This is a genomic window from Aedoeadaptatus ivorii, assembly GCF_900638585.1.
Classification (GTDB): Bacteria; Bacillota; Clostridia; order Tissierellales; family Peptoniphilaceae; genus Aedoeadaptatus; species Aedoeadaptatus ivorii.
The window spans coordinates 95,302-121,573 of sequence record NZ_LR134523.1; the positions used below are offsets into that span (position 1 = coordinate 95,302).

At 56.3% G+C, this 26,272-nt stretch carries 27 protein-coding genes; 15 read left to right on the plus strand and 12 right to left on the minus strand.

The window, feature by feature from the left end; all coding sequences use genetic code 11:
• Window positions 1-4 precede the first annotated feature (4 nt).
• From EL294_RS00510 to EL294_RS00530, 5 genes are all read left to right on the plus strand, one after another.
• On the plus strand, window positions 5-1,372 hold the full coding sequence (locus EL294_RS00510) for a V-type ATP synthase subunit B (protein WP_126464588.1): 1,368 nt from the start codon (window positions 5-7) through the stop codon (window positions 1,370-1,372).
• A gap of 9 nt (window positions 1,373-1,381) precedes the next feature.
• Window positions 1,382-1,999 (plus strand): V-type ATP synthase subunit D, encoded by a 618-nt coding sequence (locus tag EL294_RS00515; RefSeq protein WP_126464589.1) that lies wholly within the window; start codon window positions 1,382-1,384, stop codon window positions 1,997-1,999.
• Window positions 2,000-2,035: 36 nt separating this feature from the next.
• Entirely contained in the window at window positions 2,036-2,533 is a 498-nt protein-coding gene (locus tag EL294_RS00520; RefSeq protein WP_126464590.1) for an NUDIX domain-containing protein, read from the plus strand.
• Between the two features lie 207 nt (window positions 2,534-2,740).
• On the plus strand, window positions 2,741-4,141 hold the full coding sequence (locus EL294_RS00525; protein ID WP_126464591.1) for an alanine/glycine:cation symporter family protein: 1,401 nt from the start codon (window positions 2,741-2,743) through the stop codon (window positions 4,139-4,141).
• A 164-nt stretch (window positions 4,142-4,305) separates the two neighbouring features.
• A complete protein-coding gene (locus EL294_RS00530; RefSeq protein WP_126464592.1) occupies window positions 4,306-4,605 on the plus strand; it encodes a hypothetical protein in 300 nt (99 codons plus the stop codon).
• Window positions 4,606-4,834: 229 nt separating this feature from the next.
• Here EL294_RS00530 and EL294_RS00535 read toward each other — a convergent pair whose 3' ends face one another.
• The 4 genes from EL294_RS00535 to EL294_RS00550 all read right to left on the minus strand — a co-directional run bounded on the left by EL294_RS00535 (window position 4,835) and on the right by EL294_RS00550 (window position 8,630).
• Window positions 4,835-5,020 (minus strand): hypothetical protein, encoded by a 186-nt coding sequence (locus tag EL294_RS00535; protein ID WP_126464593.1) that lies wholly within the window; start codon window positions 5,018-5,020, stop codon window positions 4,835-4,837.
• 178 nt (window positions 5,021-5,198) lie between these two features.
• Window positions 5,199-6,314, minus strand: coding sequence for a toxic anion resistance protein (locus tag EL294_RS00540; protein ID WP_126464594.1), 1,116 nt, complete (start codon window positions 6,312-6,314; stop codon window positions 5,199-5,201).
• Window positions 6,311-7,447 (minus strand): 5-bromo-4-chloroindolyl phosphate hydrolysis family protein, encoded by a 1,137-nt coding sequence (locus EL294_RS00545; RefSeq protein ID WP_164715154.1) that lies wholly within the window; start codon window positions 7,445-7,447, stop codon window positions 6,311-6,313. The genes EL294_RS00540 and EL294_RS00545 overlap by 4 nt, the downstream gene beginning before the upstream one ends.
• Before the next feature lie 76 nt (window positions 7,448-7,523).
• A complete protein-coding gene (locus EL294_RS00550; RefSeq protein WP_164715155.1) occupies window positions 7,524-8,630 on the minus strand; it encodes a 5-bromo-4-chloroindolyl phosphate hydrolysis family protein in 1,107 nt (368 codons plus the stop codon).
• 274 nt (window positions 8,631-8,904) lie between these two features.
• Between EL294_RS00550 and EL294_RS00555 the strand changes: the two genes are divergently transcribed.
• The 5 genes from EL294_RS00555 to EL294_RS00575 all read left to right on the plus strand — a co-directional run bounded on the left by EL294_RS00555 (window position 8,905) and on the right by EL294_RS00575 (window position 14,443).
• Window positions 8,905-10,539, plus strand: coding sequence for a DEAD/DEAH box helicase (locus tag EL294_RS00555; protein ID WP_232006480.1), 1,635 nt, complete (start codon window positions 8,905-8,907; stop codon window positions 10,537-10,539).
• Between the two features lie 72 nt (window positions 10,540-10,611).
• Complete coding sequence (locus EL294_RS00560; RefSeq protein WP_164715156.1) at window positions 10,612-11,175, plus strand: GNAT family N-acetyltransferase; 564 nt, start codon at window positions 10,612-10,614, stop codon at window positions 11,173-11,175.
• Entirely contained in the window at window positions 11,165-12,154 is a 990-nt protein-coding gene (locus EL294_RS00565; protein ID WP_126464598.1) for a DnaD domain-containing protein, read from the plus strand. Before EL294_RS00560 ends, EL294_RS00565 begins: the two co-directional genes overlap by 11 nt.
• Window positions 12,155-13,138: an ATP-binding protein gene (locus EL294_RS00570; protein WP_126464599.1), complete on the plus strand. Its 984-nt coding sequence runs from the start codon at window positions 12,155-12,157 to the stop codon at window positions 13,136-13,138. It begins immediately after the preceding gene.
• 114 nt (window positions 13,139-13,252) lie between these two features.
• Window positions 13,253-14,443: a pyridoxal phosphate-dependent aminotransferase gene (locus EL294_RS00575; protein WP_126464600.1), complete on the plus strand. Its 1,191-nt coding sequence runs from the start codon at window positions 13,253-13,255 to the stop codon at window positions 14,441-14,443.
• A gap of 49 nt (window positions 14,444-14,492) precedes the next feature.
• Here the strand turns inward: EL294_RS00575 and EL294_RS00580 are convergent, their stop codons facing one another.
• The 5 genes from EL294_RS00580 to EL294_RS00600 are packed head-to-tail and all read right to left on the minus strand — an operon-like array spanning window position 14,493 to window position 18,733.
• Window positions 14,493-15,050: a hypothetical protein gene (locus EL294_RS00580; protein ID WP_126464601.1), complete on the minus strand. Its 558-nt coding sequence runs from the start codon at window positions 15,048-15,050 to the stop codon at window positions 14,493-14,495.
• Window positions 15,047-16,144 carry an ABC transporter substrate-binding protein gene (locus tag EL294_RS00585; protein ID WP_126464602.1) on the minus strand — a complete coding sequence of 366 codons (1,098 nt, stop codon included), beginning with the start codon at window positions 16,142-16,144 and terminating at the stop codon, window positions 15,047-15,049. The genes EL294_RS00580 and EL294_RS00585 overlap by 4 nt, the downstream gene beginning before the upstream one ends.
• Window positions 16,141-17,658, minus strand: a complete 1,518-nt coding sequence (locus EL294_RS00590) for a ClC family H(+)/Cl(-) exchange transporter (RefSeq protein ID WP_126464603.1) — start codon at window positions 17,656-17,658, stop codon at window positions 16,141-16,143. Before EL294_RS00590 ends, EL294_RS00585 begins: the two co-directional genes overlap by 4 nt.
• Before the next feature lie 18 nt (window positions 17,659-17,676).
• Window positions 17,677-18,381: an LrgB family protein gene (locus EL294_RS00595; protein ID WP_126464604.1), complete on the minus strand. Its 705-nt coding sequence runs from the start codon at window positions 18,379-18,381 to the stop codon at window positions 17,677-17,679.
• Window positions 18,374-18,733, minus strand: coding sequence for a CidA/LrgA family protein (locus EL294_RS00600; RefSeq protein ID WP_164715157.1), 360 nt, complete (start codon window positions 18,731-18,733; stop codon window positions 18,374-18,376). Before EL294_RS00600 ends, EL294_RS00595 begins: the two co-directional genes overlap by 8 nt.
• Window positions 18,734-18,860: 127 nt before the next feature.
• Here EL294_RS00600 and EL294_RS00605 point away from each other — a divergent pair, with 127 nt between their 5' ends.
• Genes EL294_RS00605 through EL294_RS00615 form a run of 3 tightly spaced genes read left to right on the plus strand, consistent with a single transcriptional unit; the run spans window position 18,861 to window position 20,991 of the window.
• Window positions 18,861-19,661: an amino acid ABC transporter substrate-binding protein gene (locus EL294_RS00605; RefSeq protein WP_126464606.1), complete on the plus strand. Its 801-nt coding sequence runs from the start codon at window positions 18,861-18,863 to the stop codon at window positions 19,659-19,661.
• Between the two features lie 29 nt (window positions 19,662-19,690).
• Complete coding sequence (locus EL294_RS00610; protein ID WP_126464607.1) at window positions 19,691-20,338, plus strand: amino acid ABC transporter permease; 648 nt, start codon at window positions 19,691-19,693, stop codon at window positions 20,336-20,338.
• Window positions 20,335-20,991, plus strand: coding sequence for an amino acid ABC transporter ATP-binding protein (locus tag EL294_RS00615; RefSeq protein WP_126464608.1), 657 nt, complete (start codon window positions 20,335-20,337; stop codon window positions 20,989-20,991). The genes EL294_RS00610 and EL294_RS00615 overlap by 4 nt, the downstream gene beginning before the upstream one ends.
• 155 nt (window positions 20,992-21,146) lie before the next feature.
• Here the strand turns inward: EL294_RS00615 and EL294_RS00620 are convergent, their stop codons facing one another.
• From EL294_RS00620 to EL294_RS00630, 3 genes are all read right to left on the minus strand, one after another.
• Complete coding sequence (locus EL294_RS00620; RefSeq protein ID WP_197721093.1) at window positions 21,147-21,398, minus strand: GlsB/YeaQ/YmgE family stress response membrane protein; 252 nt, start codon at window positions 21,396-21,398, stop codon at window positions 21,147-21,149.
• 107 nt (window positions 21,399-21,505) lie between these two features.
• The gene (locus EL294_RS00625; RefSeq protein ID WP_232006481.1) at window positions 21,506-23,314 is read right to left on the minus strand and encodes an ABC transporter ATP-binding protein; all 1,809 of its coding nucleotides are present in this window, start codon (window positions 23,312-23,314) and stop codon (window positions 21,506-21,508) included.
• Window positions 23,307-25,025, minus strand: a complete 1,719-nt coding sequence (locus tag EL294_RS00630) for an ABC transporter ATP-binding protein (protein ID WP_164715158.1) — start codon at window positions 25,023-25,025, stop codon at window positions 23,307-23,309. Before EL294_RS00630 ends, EL294_RS00625 begins: the two co-directional genes overlap by 8 nt.
• An 83-nt stretch (window positions 25,026-25,108) precedes the next feature.
• Between EL294_RS00630 and EL294_RS07855 the strand changes: the two genes are divergently transcribed.
• Window positions 25,109-25,693: a hypothetical protein gene (locus EL294_RS07855; RefSeq protein WP_164715159.1), complete on the plus strand. Its 585-nt coding sequence runs from the start codon at window positions 25,109-25,111 to the stop codon at window positions 25,691-25,693.
• 37 nt (window positions 25,694-25,730) lie between these two features.
• A complete protein-coding gene (locus EL294_RS00635) occupies window positions 25,731-26,222 on the plus strand; it encodes an LURP-one-related/scramblase family protein (protein ID WP_164715160.1) in 492 nt (163 codons plus the stop codon).
• Window positions 26,223-26,272: the final 50 nt, after the last annotated feature.

Sequence of the window (26,272 nt, forward strand, 5' to 3'; positions counted from 1 at the left end):
CAGTATGAAGAAAGAATATTTATCCCTCGATACGGTCGAAGGTTCTCTGATCCAACTGTCCGGACTCCATCACGTCAGCTACGGAGAGATCGTCTCTATCACCAATGCGGCCACCAAGGAAGAACTGGTGGGCCGGGTGATCGGCATCGACGAAGACGCGGCGACGGTACAGGTATTCGGCGAGTCCATGGGCGTCTCTACCGAAAACCTGCGGGTGGTCTTTGAGGGCAAGCCCTTCGAAATCCCCCTTTCGCCTGACATTTTGGGACGCACCTTTAACGGCATCGGCCGGGCCATCGACAAGGGCGGGCCGGTCTATGCCGACCGCTTCTACAATGTCAACGGCAGCCCCATGAACCCCGTAGCGCGGGAATACCCCCGTAACTACGTACAGACCGGGATCCGCGCCATCGACTCGGTTATGACCCTGATCCGGGGGCAAAAGCTTCCGATCTTTTCGGGTTCGGGCCTTCCCCACAACGAGCTGGCGGCGCAGATCGTCAAGCAGGCGAATATCGTCGGCGAAGACGCGGAGTTTTCCGTCGTATTCTGCGGCATGGGCTTAAAGCGCGAGGTGGCGGCATACTTCATCGACAGCTTTATGGAAGCCGGGGTTATGGATAAAGTCGTCATCTATATGAATTACGCCGACGACCCCATTATGGAGCGGATCATCGCCCCCAAATGCGCCCTGACCGCGGCGGAATACCTGGCCTTCGAACAGCACCGCCACGTGCTCGTCATCATGACTGATATGACCAGCTACGGCGAAAGCCTGCGGGAAGTTTCGTCCCAGCGGCAGGAAGTGCCCTCGAGAAAGGGCTATCCGGGCTATTTGTACTCGGATCTGGCGGCGATTTACGAGCGCGCGGGCATGATCAAGGGCGTCGACGGCTCCGTCACCCTGATCCCCATCCTCACCATGCCCTCCGACGACATCACCCACCCCATCCCCGACTTGACCGGATACATCACCGAGGGGCAGATCGTACTGAGCCGGGAACTCAACGGGCAGGGGATCTACCCGCCGGTAGACATCTTAAATTCCCTCTCGCGGCTTATGAAAGACGGGATCGGCGAGAAGTACACCCGCAAAGACCACGCCGACGTATCGGCACAGCTCTTCGCTTCATACTCCCGCTGTATCGAAATCCGCGCCCTGGCGCAGATCATCGGCGAGGAAGAGCTCTCCGAAAACGACCAAAAGATTATGGAATTCGGCCGCCGCTTCGAAAACGAGTTTATCGGCCAGGATTATAACGAATCCTCGACCATCGAAGAGACTCTCGATGCGGCGTGGGGACTCCTCCGCATCCTGCCGAGAGAGAGCCTGGTGCGGATCGATCCCAAGATCTTGAACGAGTATCTGTAGGAGCATCGTATGGCAAACAAAGTGACGGCGACCAAAGCCAATTTAATGAAAATCAAAAGCGCCCTCTCTTTTGCCAAAAAGGGGTACGGCCTTTTGGACAAAAAGCGCGCCGTGCTGATGCGCGAGATGATGCGCTTAAACGACCGCGCGGCGACGATTCAACAGGAAATCGAAGAAAAATTCGCCCATTCCTACGAATCCCTGACCATGGCCTCGGTGACCATGGGCTGGGAAGCGGTGGTCGATATGTCCAAATCCATGCCCAAGGAAGAACCCTACAAGATCGGCTACCGCTCCGTGATGGGGGTAGAGATCCCCGAAATCCACTACAAGGAATTTCAGCCAACCTCCACCTTCAGCATCTTCGAGAGCAGCTTCGCCTTTGACCAAGCCTATATCGAAATGCACGAGATGCGGGCGCGCATCTACGAGCTCGCGGAATTGGAGACCGACCTCTACCGATTGGCAAAAGAAATCAAAAAAACTGTAAAGCGGGCCAATGCCCTGGAAAAGATCCAGATCCCCAAATATGAAAAGGCGCAAAAAGAAATCGAAGAAATTCTCGCCGAAAAGGAACGGGAAGATTTTTTCCGGCTGAAACGGGTAAAAAGCAATGTATCCGAATAGACCTCTATAGAGGTCTATTTTTTATAAGGAGGGTTTATGGAACTCAGACGAATTTACGACGAAAACTTCGAATACCGCGGCTATCTAAAAGACAGAGCGGTGCCCTTAGAGGCCGACGAATACGTGCTGGTAGCGGGCGTGATCCTCTTTTCCGAGGGGAAATTCCTAGCCACCAAGCGGGCGGAAAACAAAGAATATCCCCACAAGTGGGAATTTACCGTAGGGAGCGTCGTCCGCGAAGAGAGCGCCCTCGAAGGGGCGCTTCGGGAACTCTCCGAAGAAGTCGGCGTCAAGGCGACGGGCGAAGAGCTGCGTTTTTTGGGCGCCATGAAAGAAACGCAGAAATTCTCGAAAATCTTTCTCCTCGAAAAAAACGTCGAGAAGATCAAATTGCAAAAGAGCGAGGTAGAAGACTACAAGTGGATCGACAAAAGCGAGCTTGACGCCATGCTCGAGGCGAACGAATTTGCCGAACCCATGGCGGCAAGACTCCGCAAATACCTGCCCATGATCGAGGATTGCTTCGGCGCCTAGGCGCGGTTGTGCGTGCGGCGTGGCAAGAAAATAAAGACATAGCATAGAAAAGGCATCCCCCGGCGCGACCGGGGGATTTTTCATGCGCAAAAAGACAAAAACAAAGAAAATAAATTACAATACAAAATTTCATTTTACATTGTAGTTTTCTGTGATAAAATAGTGAACGTAAAGAACAAATCAGAAGAACGAAAAGACGAGGTGAACATGGAACTCCTACTGACAATCAACGGGTATTTATACTATCCCATTTTAATTATCGTATTGTTCGGCGCGGGCCTGTACTTTTCCGTCCGCACCGGTCTCGTACAACTTTCTATGCTCGGCGAATCCCTTCGGGTCGTCCGGGAAAAACCCCATGGCGAGGGAGAAATTTCTTCCTTCCAGGCGCTGATGGTCTCGACCGCATCGCGGGTCGGCACCGGCAATATCGTGGGCGTCGCCCAGGCGATCTGCCTCGGCGGCTACGGCGCGGTATTCTGGATGTGGATTATCGCCATCATCGGGAGCGCCTCGGCCTTTGTCGAATCGACCCTGGCGCAGATCTACAAGCGCCGCGGCGAAGACGGCACCAGCTACGGCGGCCCCAGCTACTATATCGAAATCGCGCTGGGTTCGAGAAAGCTCGGCGTGCTCTTTGCGGTATTTTTGATCCTCACCTACGCGGTGGGCTTCAATATGCTCGCTTCCTTCAATATGCAGGATTCCTTTAAGGTCTACGACTTTTACGTGCCCGGCAAGACCTCCTGGTACATCGGCGGCGTCCTCGCCCTGGTGGCGGGTTACTGCGTGCTGGGCGGCGGCAAGCGAATCATCAAGGCGACCTCGACCTTGGTTCCCATTATGGGACTGCTGTTTGTCGCCATGAGCGTCTTTATGATCCTCGTCAATCTCGACTATATGCCCACCGTATTCCAAAACATCTTCGCCGACGCCTTTAACTTCGACGCCATCTTCGGCGGTCTCGCCGGCTCGGCTCTGGTCTACGGCATTAAGCGGGGTCTGTACTCCAACGAAGCGGGTATGGGTTCTGCGCCCAACGCCGCCGCATCGGCGGATGTGTCCCACCCGGTCAAACAGGGCCTCGTGCAGATGTTCTCGGTATTTTTGGACACCTTGGTCATCTGCTCCGCCACGGCCTTTATGGCGATGGCATCGGGCGTGGCAGCCACCGAAGAACTCGCCGGCGCGCCCTATGTGCAGGCGGCCCTCTCTACCGTCCTCGGCGGCTACGGCAATGTGTTTATCACCCTGTCCCTGGTACTCTTTGCCTTCACCACCCTTTTGGGCAATCTCTACTATGTAGACAGCTGCCTCAACTACCTGAACGGCAAAATGCCCTCCAAGACCTTTATGTTGATCTATCGCATCGTCGCCGTCCTCCTGATCTTTATCGGATCCAGCATCGAAATGAAACTCGCGTGGAACATCGCGGACTTTTTGATGGCGATGATGGTGCTCGTCAACATCCCCACCATCCTCGTTTTGGGGGATCAGGCCTTCGACGCCTTAAGAGACTACAAAGACCAACGCAAGCGAAATGTAGAACCGGTCTTTGTGGGCAAAAACATCGGCCTCGACGAAAGCAAATTGGACTACTGGAAATAAAGAATACGCCCCTGCCCGCCGCGGCAGGGGTTTTGTTTTTCAAAAGTGACGGTGCGTTTACAAAGACAAAGAAACGGCAGGCCTTTTTTTGTTCGGCGGTCGCATTGCTTTTATTGTAGTATGATGTGCGCAGAAACACAGTGCGATACGAGGAGGAGAAGAAGATGAATTTCGTCGTAAACAGCCGATACTTTCAGGACAAGAACGCGTACAAAAAAGGATTAAAGATCTTGTTGCTCGTATACGCCTTGCCGATACTGCTATTCATCCTGCCCTTTGTGGCATTTCCCATCAGCTTGGGACTGACCCTTTTGCTCCGTACCAACTTGCCGTCGGAGGCCGTATTGGCGGTGCTGATGAACAACGACTACCTGCATTGTATTCAGATATTTTCTGCATCAACACCGGACTATTCAGCCTGCTGTTTCTCGGCGTGGCGGGCATCGGAATCTATGGGCATATAAAGCGCGCCATCCCCTTTGCGGGCTATGTGATAGGTACGGCCCTTGCTTCCGCCGTGCTGGTCGCGGGCGTCGCGACATGGGTGTATCTTTCGACGCCGAAAGAAGAGCGTTCCGCCCTTCCGATTTCGTCCCCGTCTTCTACCGTGATGTTTTCTCAAGCGCCATGTGAATAGATACAAAAAACCCCCGCGCCGTATGGTGCGGGGCTTTGCTTTCGGCTGTCGTGCGATTAGCGTTCTGTGCGCTCGTCTTTGGCGCGGAGTTCGTCTTTCTCCATTCTCTCTTTGTGGCACTCGTTCAGTTCGCGGATCACCGCAAACATCAGGTAGAGCAAGGTGCATATCGTCACCACGCCGACGACGACACAGATAATGAGAATAATCACAAGGGGTAATGACGGATATTGTTCGAGCATGGGGACTCCCTTCGCCGATCGACGTAATCGGCCGAATCAGAATCGTTTTCGATAGGATTTCTGCCCTCATTATATATAATAGTGGGTTACAAAACGGCGAAAGGAAGGCAAAGTTTTGGAAAGCGGCCACAGAGCCATACAAAAACGACCTCGCATAGGATGGTGCGAGGTCGTTTTGTTATTGTTCTCTGCGATTGGCGAGGCGGGTTTTGAGGTCGCTTTCCAGGATTTCCAGTTCCCGGGCGGCCTTTTCCCGGTTCTCGTGCCCTTCGATCTGGATCTTGCGCACTTCATCTAAGGCGGCGATGAGCTGTTCGTTGGTATGGCGAATGGTATCGACGTCGATAATGCCGCGTTCGCTTTCTCTCGCCACATTCACCGTGCTGGTGCGCAGGGTCTCGGCGTTTTTGCGGAGCAGCTGGTTGGTGAGGTCGGAGACCTTTTTCTGCGCCTCCGCCGCCTGTTCCGAGTGGTGCACGCCCAGGGCGAGGACCATTTGGTTCTTCCAGATGGGAATGGTGTTGACGATGGTAGACTGAATCTTTTCCGCCATCACGGTGTTCGACGCCTGTACCATGCGGATCTGCGGCGCCATTTGCAAACTCACCATGCGGGTGAGCTCCAGGCCGTGGAGCTTCTTTTCGAAGCGGTTCGCCATATTCTGCATATCGTTGATCTTTTGCGCCTGAATGCCGCCCTCTTCCCCTTCGGATGCCGCCATTAAGGCGGGCAGGTCTTTGGTGCGCACCTGCTCGAGCTTTTTCTGGCCGGCGAGGATATACATCGAGAGTTCCTTAAAATAGGTCTCGTTGAGGTCGTACATCTGGTCCAAGAGCGAAATGTCTTTCATCAGGGTGATTTGGTGGTTTTCGAGCATACGGGCGATGTCGTCGACGTTTTTTTCCGCCTTGTCGTAGTTCGCCTTTAGGGCGGTGACTTTGTTGGCGGAGCGCATAAAGAAGCCCTTGATGCCCTTTTCGTCGGCGTCCTCAAAGCTCTTGAGCTCGGTGACCACGTCGGCGAGGAGTTTGCCCACTTCGCCCAGATCCTTGGTGCGTACGGAATTTAGGGTCTTTTCCGAGAAGTTCGAGATCTTCTTTTGGGCGCCCACGCCGTACTGCAGGATCACCGAGGAGTTGGTGAGGTCGATGGTCTTTGCAAATTCCTCGACCTGCTGCATTTCCGCCGGGGAGAGATTGACCTTGGGTTCTTTCTTCGGCGCTTCGGGCGCGAGTACGGGTTCGTCGACGGGCACATCGGCGCCGTCTAAGGTCAGTTTGATTTCGTCGTTCATTCTGTTTCATTCCTCCTGATCTCGTCTTTTTCCAAGAGTCCGTCTTGGCGGAGTACCGTTTCCATCACATTCATCTCGGCCTGCATCTCCAACAGATCGTCGGAATACAGGCTGTCGAGCAGCTTTTTATAGGCGCCGATGACCGTATCCAAGGAGCGCAGGATGTCCTGCATGGCGCGGCGAATGGCGTCGGTGGCAACGGCGGACGATTCGAACTGGATATAGCGCTCCACCAGCTTGATGGTGGTGGGGGTGTAGTAGTCGGCGAATTTGTTTAGGTCCTCGATCCGATCGGGATTGCCGGAAATGGCGTGCTCGATGGATTCCAAGAGCGGCAAAAGGGAACGGATGCGGCCTTTGATCTCTTCGGTCTTCGCCCGTTTCAGTTGATCCGCAAGCGCCTCTTTGTAACCGCGGATGGCGACGGCGCGGTCGTCCTGTTCCCGCGTCTCTTCTTCGAGGGAGCGGGGGCTTTCGTGCACGGTGACCGACCGCTTGCGGTAGTTGTCCTTATAGGCCTCGTAGGCGCTCTGGTCGAGGAGCAGGAGCTCGCCGTCTTCGACGATGCGCGCCTGGGGCAGATAGTCTCTGCGAATCATCTCCGACAGGCGGTCGAGGACGTAGCGCTTGGGCCGGTTTAAGGCGGTGCAGATGTCCTCGGTGCTCAAAACGAGATTGTCTGCGATCTCTCTGCGAATGCGAAAGAAGTCCCGGGAAAACTCCATCTGCCGGTGGCTGTATACGGTAACCAGGGCGCCCACGGCGGCGGCCGCCGCAAATAGCAGCGACATGATCAAATGGCTGAATACCGCGCCGCCGATGCCGCTGAACAAAAAGAGAAACAACATCAGCACGGCCCCCGCGGAACCCAGTGCCGCCACATTTCGCAGCCAAAACCAGGTATTGGGTGCGGTGATCTTTTGGTGCACAAAGGCGGGGTTGCGGTTGACGGAGAGGCGCTCCGGCTCTTGGGAGAACCCCCGGCGCACGCCCCGCATCAAGGCGCCGGCGCCGACCTTGGTGTACTGTATGGCGCTTTCCACGCTTTTTTCGATGGCATTGGCGACCTCGCGAAAGTCTTCGTCGTCGATGGCGCGGTCGATATAGTCCTCAATGGCGTTTTTCTTCTTCAATCTCCACGTCTCCTTTGCGTAGGCAATCGATTCGGCCTCTGTACCTATAGTATACCAATATTTTTCGATCGGGTCGTTATTTTGTCGTATCCAATAGCCCGTCTTGACGCAGTACCGTTTCCATGACATTCATCTCGGCCTGCATCTCCAGCAGATCGTCGGAATATAAGCTGTCGAGCAATTTTTTATAGGCGTCTATCACCGTATCCAAGGAGCGCAGGATGTCCTGCATGGCGCGGCGAATGGTATCGGTGGCGACGGTCGAGGATTCGAACTGCAAGTAGCGTTCCACCAGCTTGATGGTGGTGGGGGTGTAGTAGTCGGCGAATTTGTTGAGGTCTTCGATCCGATCGGGATTGCCGGAGATGGCGTGCTCGATGGATTCCAAGAGCGGCAAAAGGGAACGGATGCGGCTTTTGATCTCTTCGGTCTTTGCCTGCTCCAGCTGCTCCGCAAGCATCTTTTTGTATTCTGCGATGGCGACGCTTCGGTCGTCTTGATTTTCTTCGAGGGAGCGGGGGCTTTCGTGTACCGTAACGGATTTTTCGCGGTAGTTGTTCTTATAGGCCTCGTAGGCGCTTCGGTCGAGAAGCAGGAGCTCGCCGTCTTCGACGATGCGCGCCTGGGGTAGATAGTCTTTTCGAATCATTTTCGAAAGCTGGGAGAGTACGTAGTTTTTGGGCCGGTTTAAGGCGGTGCAGATGTCCTCGGTGCTTAAAACGAGGCTATCTGCGATTTCTCTGCGAATGCGGAAAAAGTCCCGGGCGAGTTCCATGCGCTTGTGGGTATAGACCACGCCGGCGACGCTTGCGGCGGTGGTGATGAGAGAAAGGACGGCGTCGCCGAGATAATGCAGCATGCCGTAAAGAATGGCATCGCCCAGATTCGATACGGTGGCAAAGGCGAACGCCGCCGCCGTCAGTATGAAGCCGTTTCGCAGCCAAAACCAGGTGTTCGGCGCGGCCGTCTTTTGGTGCACAAAGGCGGGATTGCGGTTGACGGGAAGGCGCTCCGGCTCGTTCGAAAAGCCCTTTTTGACGCCCCGCATCACGGCGCCGGCGCCGATTTTCGAGTAGTGGATGGCGTTTTCGACGCTCTTTTCGATGATTTCCGCCACATCGTGGAAGTCGTCCTCTTCGATGGCGCGGTCGATATAGTTTTCTATGGCATTTTTCTTCTTCAATCTGCTCGTCTCCTTCGCGATGGGCTGAGAATTTGCCCGATTTCTCGATACTTCTATCATAGCACAAATGCGGCAAAAATCATTTGCGTGCCGCCTGTGGCGGCGGGGTTTTTGAAGAATCTTCACGGCGTCTTTGCCCGATCCTTTCTTTTCGAAAAGTCTTGCACATTCCGCCCCTTTGCCCCATAATGGAAGGGAATCAAAGTATCGCCGCGTGCGAAACGGGTAGTCCTTGCGACTACTTTTTTTATGAAATGAAAATTAGGAGGATGTATTGAAATTTAATGCGTTTGCCCTATCCCAAGAGGTCTTACGGGGCATCGAGGATATGGGTTTTGAGGAAGCCTCGCCGATTCAGGCACAGAGCATGGAACCCTTACTTGCGGGACTCGATGTCATCGCCCAGGCACAGACGGGAACGGGAAAGACGGCGGCATACGGTGTGCCCCTATTGGAGCGGGTCACCGGGGAGAAGGTCGTACAGGGACTGGTCCTCTGTCCCACCAGGGAGTTGTGCCTGCAGGTGGCCAACGAACTCGCCAAGCTCGGAAAATACAAGAAAGAAATTCACATTCTGCCGGTCTACGGCGGCACCGCCATCGATCGGCAGATCCGCGCCTTAAAAAAGGGCGTGCAGATCGTAGTGGGTACGCCGGGCCGGGTGATGGACCATATGCGCCGGCGCACCCTCGACTTCTCGGGGCTGAAGGTGGCGGTCTTGGACGAGGCCGACGAGATGTTCGACATGGGCTTTCGGGACGATATGCAGACGATCCTCGACGAGACGCCCGAGACGCGCCAAACCTGTTTCTTCTCCGCCACCATGGAGAAGGAAATTATGGATTTCTCCGCCCGCTTTCAGCGGGATCCCGAGATTATCCGCATTCGCCATAAGCAACTGACGGTAGAAAATATCGAGCAATACTATCTCGAGATGACCGGCGCCATGAAGCCCGAGATCTTAAGCCGCCTGGTGGACATCTACGATCCCAAACTCACCATCGTCTTCTGTAACACCAAAAAACGGGTGGACGAGCTGGTGACCGAGATGGCATCGCGGGGATACTCCGTCGACGGCCTGCACGGCGATCTGAAACAGGGACAGCGCGATGCGGTCATGCGCCGCTTCCGCCAGTCCAGCATCGATATGCTCGTCGCCACCGACGTGGCGGCGCGGGGGATCGACGTGGGCGATGTGGATATGGTCGTCAACTACGACCTGCCCCAGGACGAGGAGTACTACGTACACCGGATCGGAAGAACCGCCCGCGCCGGCAGAAAGGGCCTGTCCTTTTCGTTCGTCGTCGGCCGCGACATCTATAAGATGGAAGACATCGTCCGCTACACCAAGGCGGATCTGCGCTATATGGCGCTTCCCACCATGGAAGAGATGGACACTCGCTCTCGCGAAAATCTGCAGGGCCGCATCGCCGCCGCCTTGGAAGAAGACGGGGACATCGCTCTCTATAAGCCGATGGTCGACGCGCTTCTCGCCATGGAATACGGCGCGGTGGAAATCTGCGCCGCCCTCATGAAGCTCCTCGACGACGCGGGGCAGGGCAAAAAGCACGACGCGCTGGAACAGGTGGACTACGGCAAGAAGTTCCGCGCCCGGGGCCTGCGCAAGGACAAGAAAGGCAAAAAGGACAAGAAGAAGGCGAAGCAAAACGGCGCTTACGCCAATATCTATCTGGACAAGGGAAGAAAGCAGGGGATCAATCCCAAGGTGATTCTCGCGATCTTCAAAAACGACACGACGATCCCCAAGGACGTCGTGGGCAATATCCTGATCCGCGACCGCCACACGGTGGTGGAGCTGCCGAAGGAAGTCGCCAAGGACGCCATTCGCCAGTTGGCGAGCGTCAAGGTGCGCGGCAAAAAAATACACGCGCGGTTCTACCGCGACTAAAAGACGCCCTCGTTTTGCGGGGGCGTTTTGCGATCTGTGATACAATAAAAAGAAGGAAAGGAGGGGATGTCGGTGCATATTGAACCCCTGCAAGAAGCGCATGTGCGGGACTTTTTGAACTGGCGGGATCACCGCGATCCCCTCTATGCGATGTATAATTTTATCGAGACCGAAGAGACCGTGGGCGAGTGGTATCGCTGGAAGACCAAGGGCGCACGGGACGACTATTTCGCCATCCTCGAAGACGGCCGGGCGGTGGGGTATATGGGCTTAAAGCACATCTCCGCCATCACCCGCACCGCCGAGGTGGGCATTATTATCGATCCCGCCTACAGCGGGCGGGGCATCGGCCATGCGGCCCTTACGTGGCTGTTGGCGTACGGCTTCGAGGACTTGGCGCTGATGCGGATTCACCTCGAGGTGCTTCCGTGGAACCGGCGCGCCCTCGCGCTCTACCGCCGGCTCGAATTCCGAAAGACGCGGGAGGTACCCCGCCAGGTAGAGATGCCCGGGGTGGACGCATCCCACGCGGCGATCGTTCCCTTTGCGGACCGCATCCGCTTTCACAGGGACTACGCCGTGGTATGGGTGGATCATATGGTTTTGTCGAAGGATAGGTGGCGTCGTGCAATTTAGGGTAGACAATCTGCAGTTGGATTTGGGGGATACCCCCGTCGAAAATATTTTTTTGAACGACTATATGCCCCAGGCGGACGGGGACTTCGTCAAGGTCTATCTGGTCGGCTACCAGATGGCGCTGAACGGCGGGGAGGGCGACAACCGGAGCATCGCCGATCGCCTGTCGATCCTCGAATCCGACGTCGAAAAGGCGTGGGACTACTGGGAGAGCGAGGGCATCGTCGAGAAAATCTACGAGGGCGAGAGCTACGGCATTCGCTTTCTGCGGCTCAAGGAACTCTACACCCGCGAAATCTACACCCCGGATCGGAGCGACTCCGCCCTGGTGCGCCGCATCGAGGACGAGGAAGTGGCGCATCTGTTGACCCGCGCCGAGTACTATATGCGCCGCGAGATCTCGCCGCAGCAGAAGATCGACATCGCCGATTGGCGCACGGTCTACAATATGCCCGCCAAAATGATCCTCGAGGCGTTTCGCTACGGCACCGAGGAAAAAAACAAGCGTTCGGTGAAGTATATCGAGGGGATTGTGCGCAACTGGGCGGATGCCAATGTGCGTACCGAAGAGGCCCTCGCGGAAAACTTCCGCACCCACGACGAGCGCTACTTCCGCTACCGCCACCTGCTTACGGCGATGGGACTGGGCGATAAGCCCTTTATCCGCGACGAAATGGAGGCGATCGAGCGGTATCTCGCGCATATGGACTTTGCGCTCCTCGAAGCGGCGGCGGCGCGCACCGGCGGCATCCAAAAACCCAACTGGCGCTATTTCGAAAGCATTCTCGCCGCCTGGAAGGCGAAGGGGATCCGGACCCTTGCCGATCTCGACAAGGACAAGAAGCCGGCGAAGCGGGCGCCGCTGAAAAAGGCCCCGCCCATCGCCGACTCCGCCACCGCAAAGTACAGCGCCGATGCCCTGGAGGATATGGCGCGGCGCAAGTGGCGGCAGTTTCAGGAACAAAAGAGGGAGAAATAGATGGCATCGATCTTCGATCACATTCGCAAAGAATACGAGGACATTCAGAGAAAAAACGAAAAGATCCTCGCCGATCGCAAAGAAGAGGCGCACTTTATGGTCCCCGGCCTCGCCGAGGTGGAGGCGGATATACGGAACTTGGGCTATGAAGCGGTAAAAGAGAGCCTGAAGTCGAAGGACGTCGCCTCCGCCGAGACGGCGGTGCGCGAGCTCGAAGCGCTCGAGGGCTACCGGCGATCGCTGCTCCTTTCGGCGGGGCTGCCCGCGGACTATCTCGATCCCGTCTACGACTGTCCCCATTGCAAGGACAAGGGGTATTTGGAAGACGGCAGCCGCTGCATCTGTATGCGCAGAAAGATCACCGGCTACCTGCACCGCGGCAGCAATATCGAGCGGCAGATCGAAAAGCACAACTTCGGCAATTTTCGTCTGGACATTTTCTCGGACCTTCCCTATGGCGACGAGGTCCTCTCGCCCCGGGAAAATATGCGGCATATCCTCGCCACGGCGGAAAAATTTGTCGAGGACTTCGCCGAAGCCGACGACACCAATCTCCTCTTTTACGGCCCCACCGGACAGGGCAAGACCTTTCTTTCCCACGCGGTGGCGGCGGAGCTGATGGCGAGAAACTACGCCGTGGTCTACGAAACCGCTTTCGGTCTGGTGCGCATCTTCGAAGAAAAGGTCTTCAACAAAGAAAAGACCCCCGAGGCGGAAATGGCCTACGAGAGCATTTTTGCCGCCGACCTTCTCATCGTCGACGATCTGGGCACGGAGCTTTCCAATTCCTTTACTAACTCCCAGCTCTTCAATATCATCAACACCCGCCTGATCGACGGCAAAAAAACCATCATCAGCACCAATCTCACTCCGCGAGAGATCTCCTCGGTCTACGGCGACCGCATATTTTCGCGGATCTTTCACAAGTTCGTGCCCGTCGCTTTTTACGGGCCGGATCTGCGCTGGGAAAGCGACGGCGCCTAAGGAAAAATTCCATACTATATACTTGTCGAGAAACGCTGTTTCTCGCCTTGGCGTGCTTGAGAAATCGTTTTTTTTGTTCTATAATGAAGACACAAAGAAAGAGAGGAGATTTTCATGAAACTATCCAATCGTATTCAATCCATGCCGTATAGTGCGATCCGTAAACTCACGCCCTACGCACAAAAGGCAAAAGAAGAAGGCAAAAAGGTATACCACTTAAACATCGGCGCACCCGACGTGGAAACCCCGAAGGAATTCTTCGAAGCGATTAAAAACATCGACATGGACGTATTGAGCTACGCCCCCTCCGCCGGTCTTCAAGAACTGCGCGAAGGCATGGCACAATACTATCAAAAACGCAACATCCCCATGGAAGCCGACGACATCGTCGTAACCGTAGGCGGATCCGAGGCGCTTTTGTTCACCTTGTTGGCCATCACCGACGTAGGCGATGAAATCCTCACCTGCGAACCCTACTACACCAACTACTACTCCTACTTTATCGAAACCTCTACCACCGTCAGCACCTTCCCGACCACGGTAGAAAATGACTTCCACCTGCCCTCCAGAGAAGTCATCGAATCCAAGATCAACGATAAGACTAAGGCGATCCTCTTGGCAAACCCCGGTAACCCCACCGGTGCCGTCTACACCCAAGAAGAAATCGAAATGATCGCAGACATCGCCATCGACAACGATCTCTACATTATCGCCGAAGAACTCTACCGCGAATTTATCTTCGACGGCAGAGAATTCTCCAGCTTCGGTACCATCGAACGCATCCAAGACCGTCTGATCCTGCAAGACTCCATCTCCAAACGCTTCAGCGGTTGCGGTGCTCGTATCGGTAACCTCGCCAGCAAGAACAAAGACTTTATCGCCGCGGCTCTGAAGCTCGCGACCGGCCGTTTGGCAGCGCCCACCGTCGATATGATCGGTGCCGCCGCACTCTATCAAATGGACGACGAGTACTTCGAAAACATCAAGACCGTTTACCAAGAACGTCGCGATGTCATCGTCGAAGAGCTCAACAAGATCGAAGGCGTGAAGTGCAATATGGCGGGCGGCGCATTCTATACCATCGCCGATCTTCCCGTAGACGACGCCGACGACTTCTGCCGTTGGTTGCTCGAAGAATTCGACGTGGACGGCGAAACCCTGATGATGGCGCCTGCTTCCGGATTCTACGAACACAGTGAAAATTTCCAAAGTCAAGTACGTCTCGCATTCGTACTCAATGTGGATGCCATTCGCAAGGCAATGCACATTCTCGACGAAGGCCTCAAGGCATACAAGGCAAGATAAGAATACGCGCAATCAAAAATCGGTTCCGAAATCACTCGGAACCGATTTTTTATTTGCCGAAAATGCCGTGTTTTTTGACGGCGACATCCGGCAGAAAGAGAAAACAGGCCAAATGGATCCCCGCGACGATCAGAGCCCGGGGATAGGCGGCATGGATGCGTGCGGGGAGGGCGCGAATCAGTGCGCCATCGGGGAGGGCGAGGTCGGTCGTCGCCCATACGAGGCCGAAGGCGATCGAGAGAAGGAGCGCGGCGAAGAGGCGCGGCGCCCCCTGCTGAAAGAGCGCCGAAAAGCTGTCCCGAAAGGCGATCCACTGCAACAAAAAGTGGAGCGCAAACAACAGGGTGATTAGCCCCTCCAGGGGACCTGTGGCGGAGATCTCCGTCACCGCGACGGCGGCGTAGGGGTAAAGAAGGGCGATCATAAAGAGGGCGATGCCTTTAAGTACGGGCGCGCTTTCGCGGATCCACTCCGTCGAAAAATAGGCGATAAGAAGCACCGCAAGGCCTACGACGTAGGTTTTGGGTACTAGGCCCATATACCACAGGCCCCACCACAGGGCGAGGGATAGGGCGAAAAAGAGGAGATCGCGATTGTTTCGTTTCATCGCGGCACCTCGACGGTCTCGACATAGCGCCCGCGCTTTCCGTACTGTTTGAGGATCGGCACCCGGCGGGGCCCGCGTCGATCGGCGATCCCCAAGGCACCGTCGAAGCGCTCCAGATGCCTAAGTTCCTTCGCCACCGCTTCGGGGGCGTCGGATCCCGCCGATTCCGCCGCGTCGAGAAACAGATTGTACGCGTCGTAGCCGATGGCGGCGTAACTGGTGGGGGATTCGCCGTATTTTTTCTCGTAGGCCTTGTGAAAGGTCTCCGAAGCGGCGTTAAAGGTGTCGTAGCGGGCGTAGTGGGCGGTAAAATACGCCCCTTCCGCCGCGTCCTTCGCGATCTCGTAAAAGGACGGGTTCTCCCAGCGGTCCGCGCCCATCACGGCGACATCGGGCATCTCTTTCTTGAGTGCCGAAAGCAGATAGGCGCTGGTGGCGGCATCCCCCGGGCAGTAGATGCCGTCGATGGGGAGCTTTTTGAGGCGGTCGATCTCGTTTCGAAAGCGGGTCTCCCCGGAGTGGTAGTAGACTTTATAGATATTCACATCTGTCGGCACCATATGTTCAAAGGTATAGGCGAGGTGCGCGCCGTAGCGCATTTCGGCGTCGATCACCAGCGCGATGTCCCGTAGGCCCAAATCTTCCACGGCGTACTGCGCCATGGCCTTCGCCTGCTCCACGTCGTCGACGCTGATTTGGGTGATCCAGTAGTTTTTCGCCAAGTCCGGCGAAGTGGAGCCGGTGAGGGCGGGGACTTCCGCCGCGGCGATGGCGGGCTTTGCCTGGTTCATGCTGTCGGTGCCGAAGGTGCCGATCAAGCCGTTTGCGCCCTTGTCGGTGAGGATGGCGACGGCATTGGCGGATTCGAAGGTCTGGCTTTTGGTATTGTAGACCGAAAGCACCACCTTTTTGCCGAGGGCGCGGGGCCGCCGTTCGTTGGCGAGGGTGACTCCGCGCAGCGTCTCCCTGCCCGATTCGCCGTAGATGCCGTTTAAGGGCTCGAATACGCCGACGACGATTTCGTCTTTCGGGACCTCTTTCGCGGGACTACAAGCGGTCGTCAAGCAGAGGAGGAGAATCATCAGCCAAATCACGGCGCACCTCCGAAGTATTCCGTCGCCGCCTCCAAGGATTCCTCCGCGATCAACAGCAAGATCTCGTCGCCGCCCTCTAAGGTGGTGTCCCGATTGGGGGTAAAAATGCGGCCTTCCCGCTGTACCGATGCGATCATGCCGTGATGGGGAATGTGCATGCGATGTAGGGGGATGCCGATATACGGCGCATCTCCCGGCACGAGGAAGTACTGCATGGAATAGGCGGGCTCGCCGGCGCGACTGTCTTCGGCAAACATATTGTCGTAGAGGGATTCGTAGATCGGTTCGCTCTTAAGGATCTGCGCGATCAGATAGGCGACCATCGCCGCGGTGGTTACCGAGATCATCTGTAGCATGGTGCCGCTCATCTCCGAAACCAAGAGGATCGAAAGGAGCGGCGCCTGAATCACCGACGAGAGGATCGCCGCCATGCCGAGGTACAAAAAGTTGGCGTAGTAGATGTCGTCGATGGGTAACACGAAGTGGCCGAAGGCGCCGAGGAGCGCGCCCAGGGTCAAGACGGGAAGAAAGATCCCTCCCTGGGCGCCGCTGCCGTAGCCGGTCCACACCAAAAGCAGGCGGATACAAAAGAAGAGCACGAGAAGGCGCGGTGCCATGGGCGCATCCGCCAGGGATTCGATTAGCCCGTGGCCGCCCCCCAGCAAGAGGGGATTGTAGAGGCCGAAGAGAAAGACGAGCGCCATGGCGAGAAAGATCACCCCATAGCGGGGGATCGAAAGCGCCTTGATGCGCGCCGAAGTGGCCAAGAGTCCCTTGTTAAAGACGACGCCGAATACGCCGCCCAGTACGCCGATGGCTACGGGCGCCCAGATAAAGTCCACCGGGAGCATCCGTTCCATGGGAAAGGAGAAGGCGGGTTCCATCCCCAAGAGGCGAAAGCTCACGAAATTCGCCACCACCGACGAGACGATACAGGGCACGACAAAGTAGTGGGAGAGGCTCTTGTGCATCTCTTCTAAGGCGAAGAGTGCCCCGGCGAGGGGGGCATTAAACGCCGCCGCGAGCCCCGCCGACGCCCCGGCGGTGACGAGATAGCGGCTTTCCATATGCGAGACGCCCGCTTTGTCGGCGAGAAGCCCCGCGAGGGTGCCGCCCAGTTGGATCGAAGGGCCCTCCCGCCCCAGGGTAAGCCCCGACAGGGCGGCCATAGAGCCGCCGAAGAATTTCGAGATGAGGGTGGGGACCGGCGCGATCTCCGCCCGGCCCAGCAGCTGCCCGCGAATCTGCGGAATCCCGCTGCCGCCGCTGTACGGCGCCCACGACAAGAGGCGGTGCATCAGAAACGCGAGGACGAAAAAGGCGAGCAGCATCCCCGCGCCCTTTGCCGCCGTCATATCCGAAAAGAGAAAGTTGCGGATCCCGTCGATCTGCCCCAGCGTATAGCGGTAGAAGACGGCGATCAGTCCCGAAAACAGGCCCACCAAAGACCCGCCGATCAAGAGGCGAATCCGGAGCCTGCCGTTTTTATAATTTTCCGTTTGATGGGTTTCCATAGCGCTCCTTTCCGAAGTTTACGACAACAAGTGGAGTACGATCGGCAAGAGGATCGTCGTGATAATCCCCGTCACGCCGATGGCGATCGACGAGACCGCTCCTTCCGTCTCGCCCATTTCCAGCGCGCGCTTGGTGCCCACCGCGTGGGAGGCGGTGCCCAGCGCCACGCCCCGGGCGATGGGGTGGCGAATGCCGAAGAGCGAATAGAGATTCGACGCAGCCATATAGCCCGTGTTTCCGGCGACGATCACCAGCGCGATGGTGAGCGCGCTGTCTTCGCCCAGGGTGCGAATCAGCTCCTGGGCAATGCCCGTGGTGGTGTTTTTGGGCAGAATGCTTAAAATCGCGCTCGCATCGAGCCCCACCAAGGTGCCCAGCACAAAGCCCGACACCAAGGCGACCACCGCCCCGACGAAAATGCCGCCCAAAATCGGCACCGCATTGGCGAGGAGCACGTGGCGCTGTTTATACACCGGCATCCCCAAGGCGAGGGTCATGGGCCCTACCAAAAAGGTAATCATATCCCCGCCCTTTTGGTAGGACGCGACGTCGATCCCCGTCAGGGTCAAAAACCCGATTAAGAGGAGCAAAGAGACGAAGAGATTGGTGATATACGGGCGCTTTAGGCGCTCGACGATCCGCTCCGCCGACAGAAAGGCCGCCACGGTAAGCAGCACCCCGAACAGCGGCGTATCGATCAGTACGGCGAGGATATCAGACACGGCGCGCCTCCTTTCTGCGGGCCAAAAATTGGGTGGTGAGGCCGGTGGAGATAATGACGAGAATCGTCGAGACCACCGTAACGAAGAGAATCTTTAAGACCGTGCCCCGAATCGAGGGGTAGACGAGGATCAGATTGACCGCCCCCGGGGCAAAAAACAGATTCATATGCAGCAAGAGCGATTCGCAGATCGCATCGACGATCTCCTCGGGAATCACGCCGGCCACCAATCCGGCGAGAAAAATTCCCATCCCATAAATGGAGCCGGGAATCGCCACCGGAATCAAAAGCGTCAGGATATTTCCGAAAAGCAGACAGAGCAATAGAATCAAAAAACCGTAGGTATTGCGCATAGAACCTCCAATACAATATATTTTCAATCCGCCCTTTACAAAGGGGAGCAAAGGGGGTATTATAGAAACAGATGATTTAGTATGATAAAGCGATAAAGAATAGAAGCAATCGAGAAAGGACAAAACCATGAACAAGAAACTGATCGCCCTATTGACGCTCTGCCTCCTGCTCTTGGCGGGCTGTGGCAAAGAGAACGCGGCCGCAACCGATGAAAAAGCCGGCGCGGATGCCGTCCTGGATACCGAAAAGACCTATGTAGTCGGCCTGGACGACACCTTCGCGCCCATGGGATTTCGAGACGAATCCGGCGAGCTGATCGGCTTCGACGTCGAGCTCGCGCGCGATGCGGCGAAGCGCATGGGCATCGAGCTGGACTTTCAGCCCGTCGATTGGACCATGAAGGAACAGGAACTCGAATCCGGCAATATCGACTTTATATGGAACGGATACTCCATTACGCCGGAGCGCGAGGAAATGGTGGCATTCTCCGAGCCCTATATGGACAATCGTCAAATAATCGTAACCCAAAACGATTCGCCGGTCAATTCCAAGGCGGATCTCGCGGGTAAGCGCATCGCCGTGCAGGGCGAGTCCTCGGCGCTCAAGGCGGTCATGGAAGATGCGGCCTTTGTCGATACATTGGCGGAAGTGCCGGTGGAATACGCCACCAATGTGGAATGCTTTAAAGACGTGGAGGCGGGTCGTTCGGACGCGCTGGTGGTCGACGAGGTACTCGCGCGTTATTATATGAAGGAAAACGGCGAGGAAAACTACAAAGTGCTCGACGAAAACTTCGGCGAAGAGCGCTACGCCGTGGGCATGCGCAAAGACGATGTGGCCCTGAAATCCGCGCTGGATCAGGCGATGAAGGAACAAAAGGAAGACGGAACCTACGACAAGATCTACGCGACCTATTTCGCAAAATAGGCGTAGATCGGTAAGATCAGGAGGCCGATTTGGAAGTATTACAACGACTTCTCCCCTTGTTGGGAGAGGGGATCCGGACGACGGCGGCGGTGTTTTTCGTCACCTTGCTCTTCTCCGCCGTTCTGTCGCTTCCGGTGGCGCTGGCGCGGCTCTCGAAGAACCCCATTCTCTCGAGGCTCGCCGCCCTCTATATCTATATTATACGGGGTACGCCCCTTTTGCTGCAGCTGATGTTCGTATTCTTCGGCCTGCCCCTTTTGCCGGTGGGGGCGATTGCCCTGGGGAGATACAGCGCCATATTCCTCGCCTTTGTTTTGAACTACACCGCCTATTTTGCGGAAATCCTGCGGGGCGGCATCCAATCCGTCGACCCCGGCCAGTGGGAGGCGGGAAAGGTGCTGGGGCTCTCCAAAAGCTATACCTTCTTTAAGGTCATCCTGCCGGTGGTGATCTCGCGCAGTTTCCCCGCGCTTTCCAACGAAGTCATCACCCTCGTCAAGGACACTTCCTTGGTGTATATCCTCGGGGTGATGGACATCTTAAAGGCGGCGAAGTCCGTATCCAATACCATGTCGTCGATTCTGCCCTATGTCTATGTGGGGGTTTTATACCTCGTGATCGTCGGCGCGCTCAGCATACTGCTCAGAAATATGGAGAGGAAGATCGAAGCGTCATGAAAATATCCGTTCGCAATTTAGAAAAATATTTCGGAGAACGAAAGATTTGGCAAGGCATCGATCTCGACATCACATCCGATGAGATCGTCACCATCGCCGGAAAAAGCGGCGAGGGCAAGACCACCTTTCTCCGCTGCCTAAACGGCCTGGAAACATACAGCGCCGGCGAGATCCGATTCGACGACCGCCGAATGCCCGTCGGCGAGACCGACGCAAAGAAGATCGGCATGGTGTTTCAGGGGTATCACCTGTTTCCCAAGATGACCGTATGGGAAAATATCCTCCTCGCGCCGAAATTCCACGGGATCGACGCCGCCGTGGCGGAGGCCCGGGCGCGGGATCTTTTAGAGGAGCTGGAGATCGCGGACGAGGCGGACAAATACCCCCGCGAACTCTCCGGCGGCCAACAGCAGCGGGTGGCGGTGGTGCGCGCCTGTATGCTGGAACCCGAGATCCTCTGCTTCGACGAACCCACATCGGCCCTAGACCGCGAGACCATCGACCGGCTGGTGTGCATGATGGGGCGGCTCAAACAAAAGGGCATCGGCATGATCGTCGTCACCCACGACCGCGAATTCGCCCGCCGCGTATCCGACCGCATCCTCCACTTTGAAGGGGGCAAGTTGCGCGAAGAAATTTTACACGCGGCATAGAGCGCCCGCAAGCGAATTTTACAAAGCCGTGGTATGCTTATACTCGTAAGCGGCTTTGACAAGTGCAAAGACCCGAAAATCGGCGCCATGCGTCGATTTTTTTATGCCCGTTTTTTCGCAAAAAAAAGTACCCCGAAGGGCACTTTGTCCAGCGCTTAGGAGCGTTTGGTCACTGCGTTGACGATCAGCAAGAGAATGACGGAACCCGCCACGCCGATCAATACACTGTAGAGATTGAATCCGGAAACCTTGCCCAGACCCAAGAAGTTGCTTGCAATCCAACCGCCGATAAAGGATCCAACGATCCCGGTGATAATATTGGCGATAGCGCCCATTTGCGCGTCCTTACCCACGATCATACTGGCGATCCAACCTGTCAAAGCTCCGAAGATTAACCAAAATAACATATTGATCTCCTTTCATGACTAAACAATGATTGCATACTTTTTATACCCGCTGCCCGGGTCTCTATTCACAATTTACAAAAAACATACATTCTTTCCGGCGAAGCACATTAAATTTCTTCGCCGGCGAATTGCGAGCGGTACAACTCGGCGTAGACGCCGTCTTTTTGCATGAGCGCGTCGTGGCTGCCCTGCTCAACGATATTGCCGTCCTGTAAGACGAGGATCGTATCGGCGCCGACGATGGTCGAGAGCCGGTGGGCGATGACGAAATTGGTGCGTCCCGCCATCAGGCGGTCCATCGCCTTTTGGATCATCTTTTCCGTACGCGTGTCCACCGAACTGGTCGCCTCGTCCAAGATCAAAATATCCGGATCCGAGATCAGGGCGCGGGCGATGGTCAACAGCTGCCGCTGCCCCTGAGAAATCTCGGAACCCGACTCGGTGATTTTTGTCTCGTAGCCCTTGGGCAGGGTGCGGATAAAGTTGTCGGAGTAGGTCGCCTTTGCCGCCGTTACGATCTCTTCGTCGGTGGCATCGCGCCGGCCGTAGGCGATATTGTCGGCGATGGTGCCCGAAAACAGCCAAGTGTCCTGGAGCACCATGCCGAAGTGGCGTCGAAGGTCGTCGCGGGACATATCGCGAATGTCTATGCCGTCGATAGTAATGCGGCCCGAATCCACGTCGTAGAAGCGGAGGAGCAGGTTGATCAACGTCGTCTTTCCGGCGCCGGTGGGGCCGACGATGGCGATGGTTTCGCCGCTTTTTACGTCGAGGCTAAAGCCCTTAATGACCTCGCGGCCCGGTTGGTAGCCGAAGTGCACGTCTTCAAATCGCACGGCGCCTTGAATGTCTTCGAGGACGGCGGCGTCTTGTACGGGGGCTTCTTCGGCCGCATCAAGCACCTGAAAGATGCGGTCCGCGGCCGAAATCGCCGATTGCAGCGCCCCGACCACTTCCGCCATGCCACTGATGGGTTGGTTGAGCTTGCGGGAATATTGGAAGAACGCCTGAATGGCGCCCAAGGTAATATTGCCGGCGAGCACCAAATATCCGCCGAATACGGCGATGGCGACGTAGCCCAGATTCGAGATAAAGCCCATCAGGGGCATAATTTGTCCCGAGATAAACTGCGCCTTATACGAGTTTTCGTACAGATCTTCGTTGATGGCGTCGAATTCCGAAAGCGCCCGAGACTCAAAGGTAAAGCTCTTTACCACCTCGCGGGAGCTGATGACTTCTTCCATATAGCCGTCGATCTTGCCCAAATGGTGGCTCTTTTTGCGGAAATAGCCCTGGCTGATCGAGGCGATCTTCGCCGTTACGATGCCGCTTACCGGAAGCACCACCAGAGAGATCAGCGTCAAGCGGGGTTCGATGGAAAACATCATAATCAAGATTCCTACAATGGTCACCACCGCGCTGATAATCTGCGCGATATTTTGGCGCATATTGTTGACGATCGATTCCATATCGTTGGTCATGCGCGAGAGGAGATCCCCCACCGAATAGCCGTCAAGATAGGCGACGGGGAGTCGCTCGATCTTGTCCGAGAACTCCTGCCGCAGCGTATAGACCGTCTTTTGGGTGATATCCACCAGAATGCGGCCGCGAATATAATAAAAGAGCGACGAGAGCAGATACAGCACCGCCAAGATCAGGATCAAGCGCAGCAGATATTCGTAGTCGATGGCGACCTTCGCCTTGAGGGATTCGAAGATGCTCGTAATCCCCAACCCCAAGATCCAGGGCGTAAAGATATCGAAGATCGTCGAAGTGGCCGTAAAGAGCACCGCGAGAAACATCGGCAATTTGTCTTGATTCAGATAGCCGAACAGGCGGCGCAGAATCTTTCGGCTCTCCCGGGTGCGCAGGGAGCGCTTGTCTTTTTCCGAGACCACGTGCATATGTCTAGGCATAGGCGGCCTCCTCTCCCAATTGCGAAGCGGCGATCTCGCGGTAGATCTCCGAAGACGCCATCAGTTCGTCGTGGGTGCCGCGCGAGAGAATCTTTCCGTCCTCGAGGACGAGGATTTCGTCGGCATCCAGCACCGTCATCACCCGTTGGGCGACGATAATGGTCGCGGCGTCTTTGCTGATGGGGGCGAGGGCCTTTCTGAGCGCCTTGTCGGTCTTAAAATCCAGCGCCGAGAAGGCGTCGTCGAAGAGCAAAATCTTCGGCCGCTTTGCCAGGGCGCGGGCGATGGAAAGCCGCTGTTTTTGCCCGCCGGATAGGTTCTTTCCGCTTTGGGATACGGCGCTGTCGATCCCCGATTCCATCTTGGAGACGAAGCCGTCCGCCTGGGAAATCTCCAAAAATTCCAAGGCGTCCTCGTCCGAAAGGGGGATGTCGCGGCCCAAGGACAGATTGTCGCGCACGCTCCGCGAGAGCAGATGCGGGCGCTGGGGCGCATAGCCCAATGCCTTTCGAAGGGCGTCAGTGGACAGATCGCCGATGGGTACGCCGTTTAGGCGAATTTCCCCTTCGCTCACCTCGTAAAAGCGGTGGATCAGCTGGAGGATGGTGCTCTTGCCGCTGCCGGTCCCGCCGATAATGGCGAGCTTTTTGCCCGCTTCTACTTCAAACGAGATGTCCGAGAGCACCGGCCGTTCCGCGCCGGGATACGAGAAGCTCACGTGGTCGAAGGTAAGGGTGGTCTTCTGTTCGGGGAGCGCCCGTTTGTCCTCGTCGGGATAGATCGGCGTCGCCAACAGTTCCGAGATCCGGTCGTAGGCGGCGCGGGCGTTGGGATACATGGCAAAGAGCATAGAAAACATGCTCAATGCGAACATGATTTGGGTAATATACTGAATGAAGGCCATCAGATCGCCCACTTCGATTGCCCCCGCCGAAATCCGGCCGGCGCCGAAGTACAACAGCGCGATCATCGTCATATTGAAAATGAGATTGAAGGCGGGCAGCATAATTACCATATAATTGTTGACTTCTTCCGACACCGCGCGCATCTCGTCGTTTACCGTAGTAAACCGTTCGTGCTCGTAGCCCTCCCGGCGAAAGGCGCGGATCACGCGGATCCCCGTCAAGCGTTCGCGAAAGCGGAGGTTGATGGCATCCATCAGCACGCGGATCTTACCGAAGCCGGGGATCGATTTTCTCGCGATCCAGGACACCAGCCCCAAGAGCATAGGCGCGCTTACGAGAATCACCGCCGAGAGCGGAAGGTCCGTCGTCACCGCCATAAAGGTGGCGCCGAAAAACATAAGGGGCGCGCGGACCATGGGCCGTAGGGTGACGATCGCCATCCGCTCCAGTTGGCTGATGTCGTCGGTGGCGCGGGTCAATATGGAGGGCGCGCCGAAGGTCTCGAACTGCTCGAACCGGAGCGACAATACATGCGAAAAAATCGCCCGGCGAATATCCCGTGAAAATCCCATGGAAATCTTGGACGCCAAATGGCCCGCCGCCGTCATCAAAAGCACCGAGACGAGGGCGAGGCCGATCATATACAGGGCGTATTCCAAGATCAAGTCCACATTGCCCCTGAGCACCCCGGCGTCGATGATAAAACTCATCAAGCGGGGTAGATACAAATCGGCCAGAATACTCAGGCCGATCAGGAGCACTTCGGGGACGATCAGGGGAATGTAGGGTTTGATATGCTGTTTCATTCCACCATCCTTTTGTGCATACATCGATTGTGATTTGTACGTTAGTTGTCGAAATAAATACCCGTTCCTTGGGAGGGATACACATGGGCGAGAGTATAGGCATACGCAACAAGCGCTTCGTCGCGGTGGCGGGGGGGTTCGGTTTCGACCAAAACGCCTTAAAGGGCCGCTGGAGCGGCTACAATGTGGACCGATCTTGCGGCGTCGCCGCCCTGGCGAATTTGATCAGCTACGAAAAGCGCGAGTTTTCCCTCGATAAAAAAGATGCCCTCGCCCGCATGGACCGCATCTTGTACCACGCCCCGCCCCGCCCTTGGGGCATCGTGGGCGCGAGCATCTTAGAAGCGGCGCTGGAGAATATCCTGCCGCAGATGCGCCTAAAGGCGATCGCCGGGCATATCTACGGCGATGCCGCGCGGTCTTTTATTCGAGAGGGCTTGGCGGCGGACAAGCCCGTGGCGCTGATGAACACCAATCATCCCCATCCGGGTTTTCGCTACCATTGGGTCACCATCATCGAACTGCTGTATGAGGACGGGGCGGAATTCGTGCGGTTTTCGTCCTGGGGGCGGCGCTACAAACTGCCCTTCGACGTGCTCCTCACCCCCAAGACCGTCTACCGGGTGCTGGCGTATTTGGAGCATAAGGACGCGGGGAGAAGGGTATAAAGCGATCACACCGAAACGATCGAAACGGAGGTACGCTATGGAAAAACTATACGTAAAACAGAAGGTCCTCAAGATCACCGACCACTATCCCATCCTCGACGAGCGGGAGAACGAAATCTATCACGTCGACCAGGACTTTAAGCTGATCGGCAACACCGTTCGGGTCTCCGATGCCCGCGGCGAGGAGATCTTCGTCGTCGACCGCGAAGTCTTCGCCTTTCTGCCGCGCTTTTACGTGCGCTTTGCCGACGGCCGTGAAATCAAACTGCAGGGGCGACTCTCCTTTTTGCGGACCAAGATCGACATCGAATCCGACGATATGGATCTCGCCATAGAAGGCGACCTGATCGCCAAGGACTTCCGCATCTTCAACCGGGACGGGGGCAGAGAGATCGGAAGTGTCGATCGCAAGATCCTCGCCTGGGGCGACACCTACGAGATCACCGTCGATGTGCCCGAAATGCGCGATGTGGTCGTCGCCGTTATGATCGCCGTCGACCACCTGATCGACATGGCGGAAAACAGCTAAAACAAAAAACGCGTCGCGGTAGCTCTGCGGCGCGTTTTTCTGTGGATGTA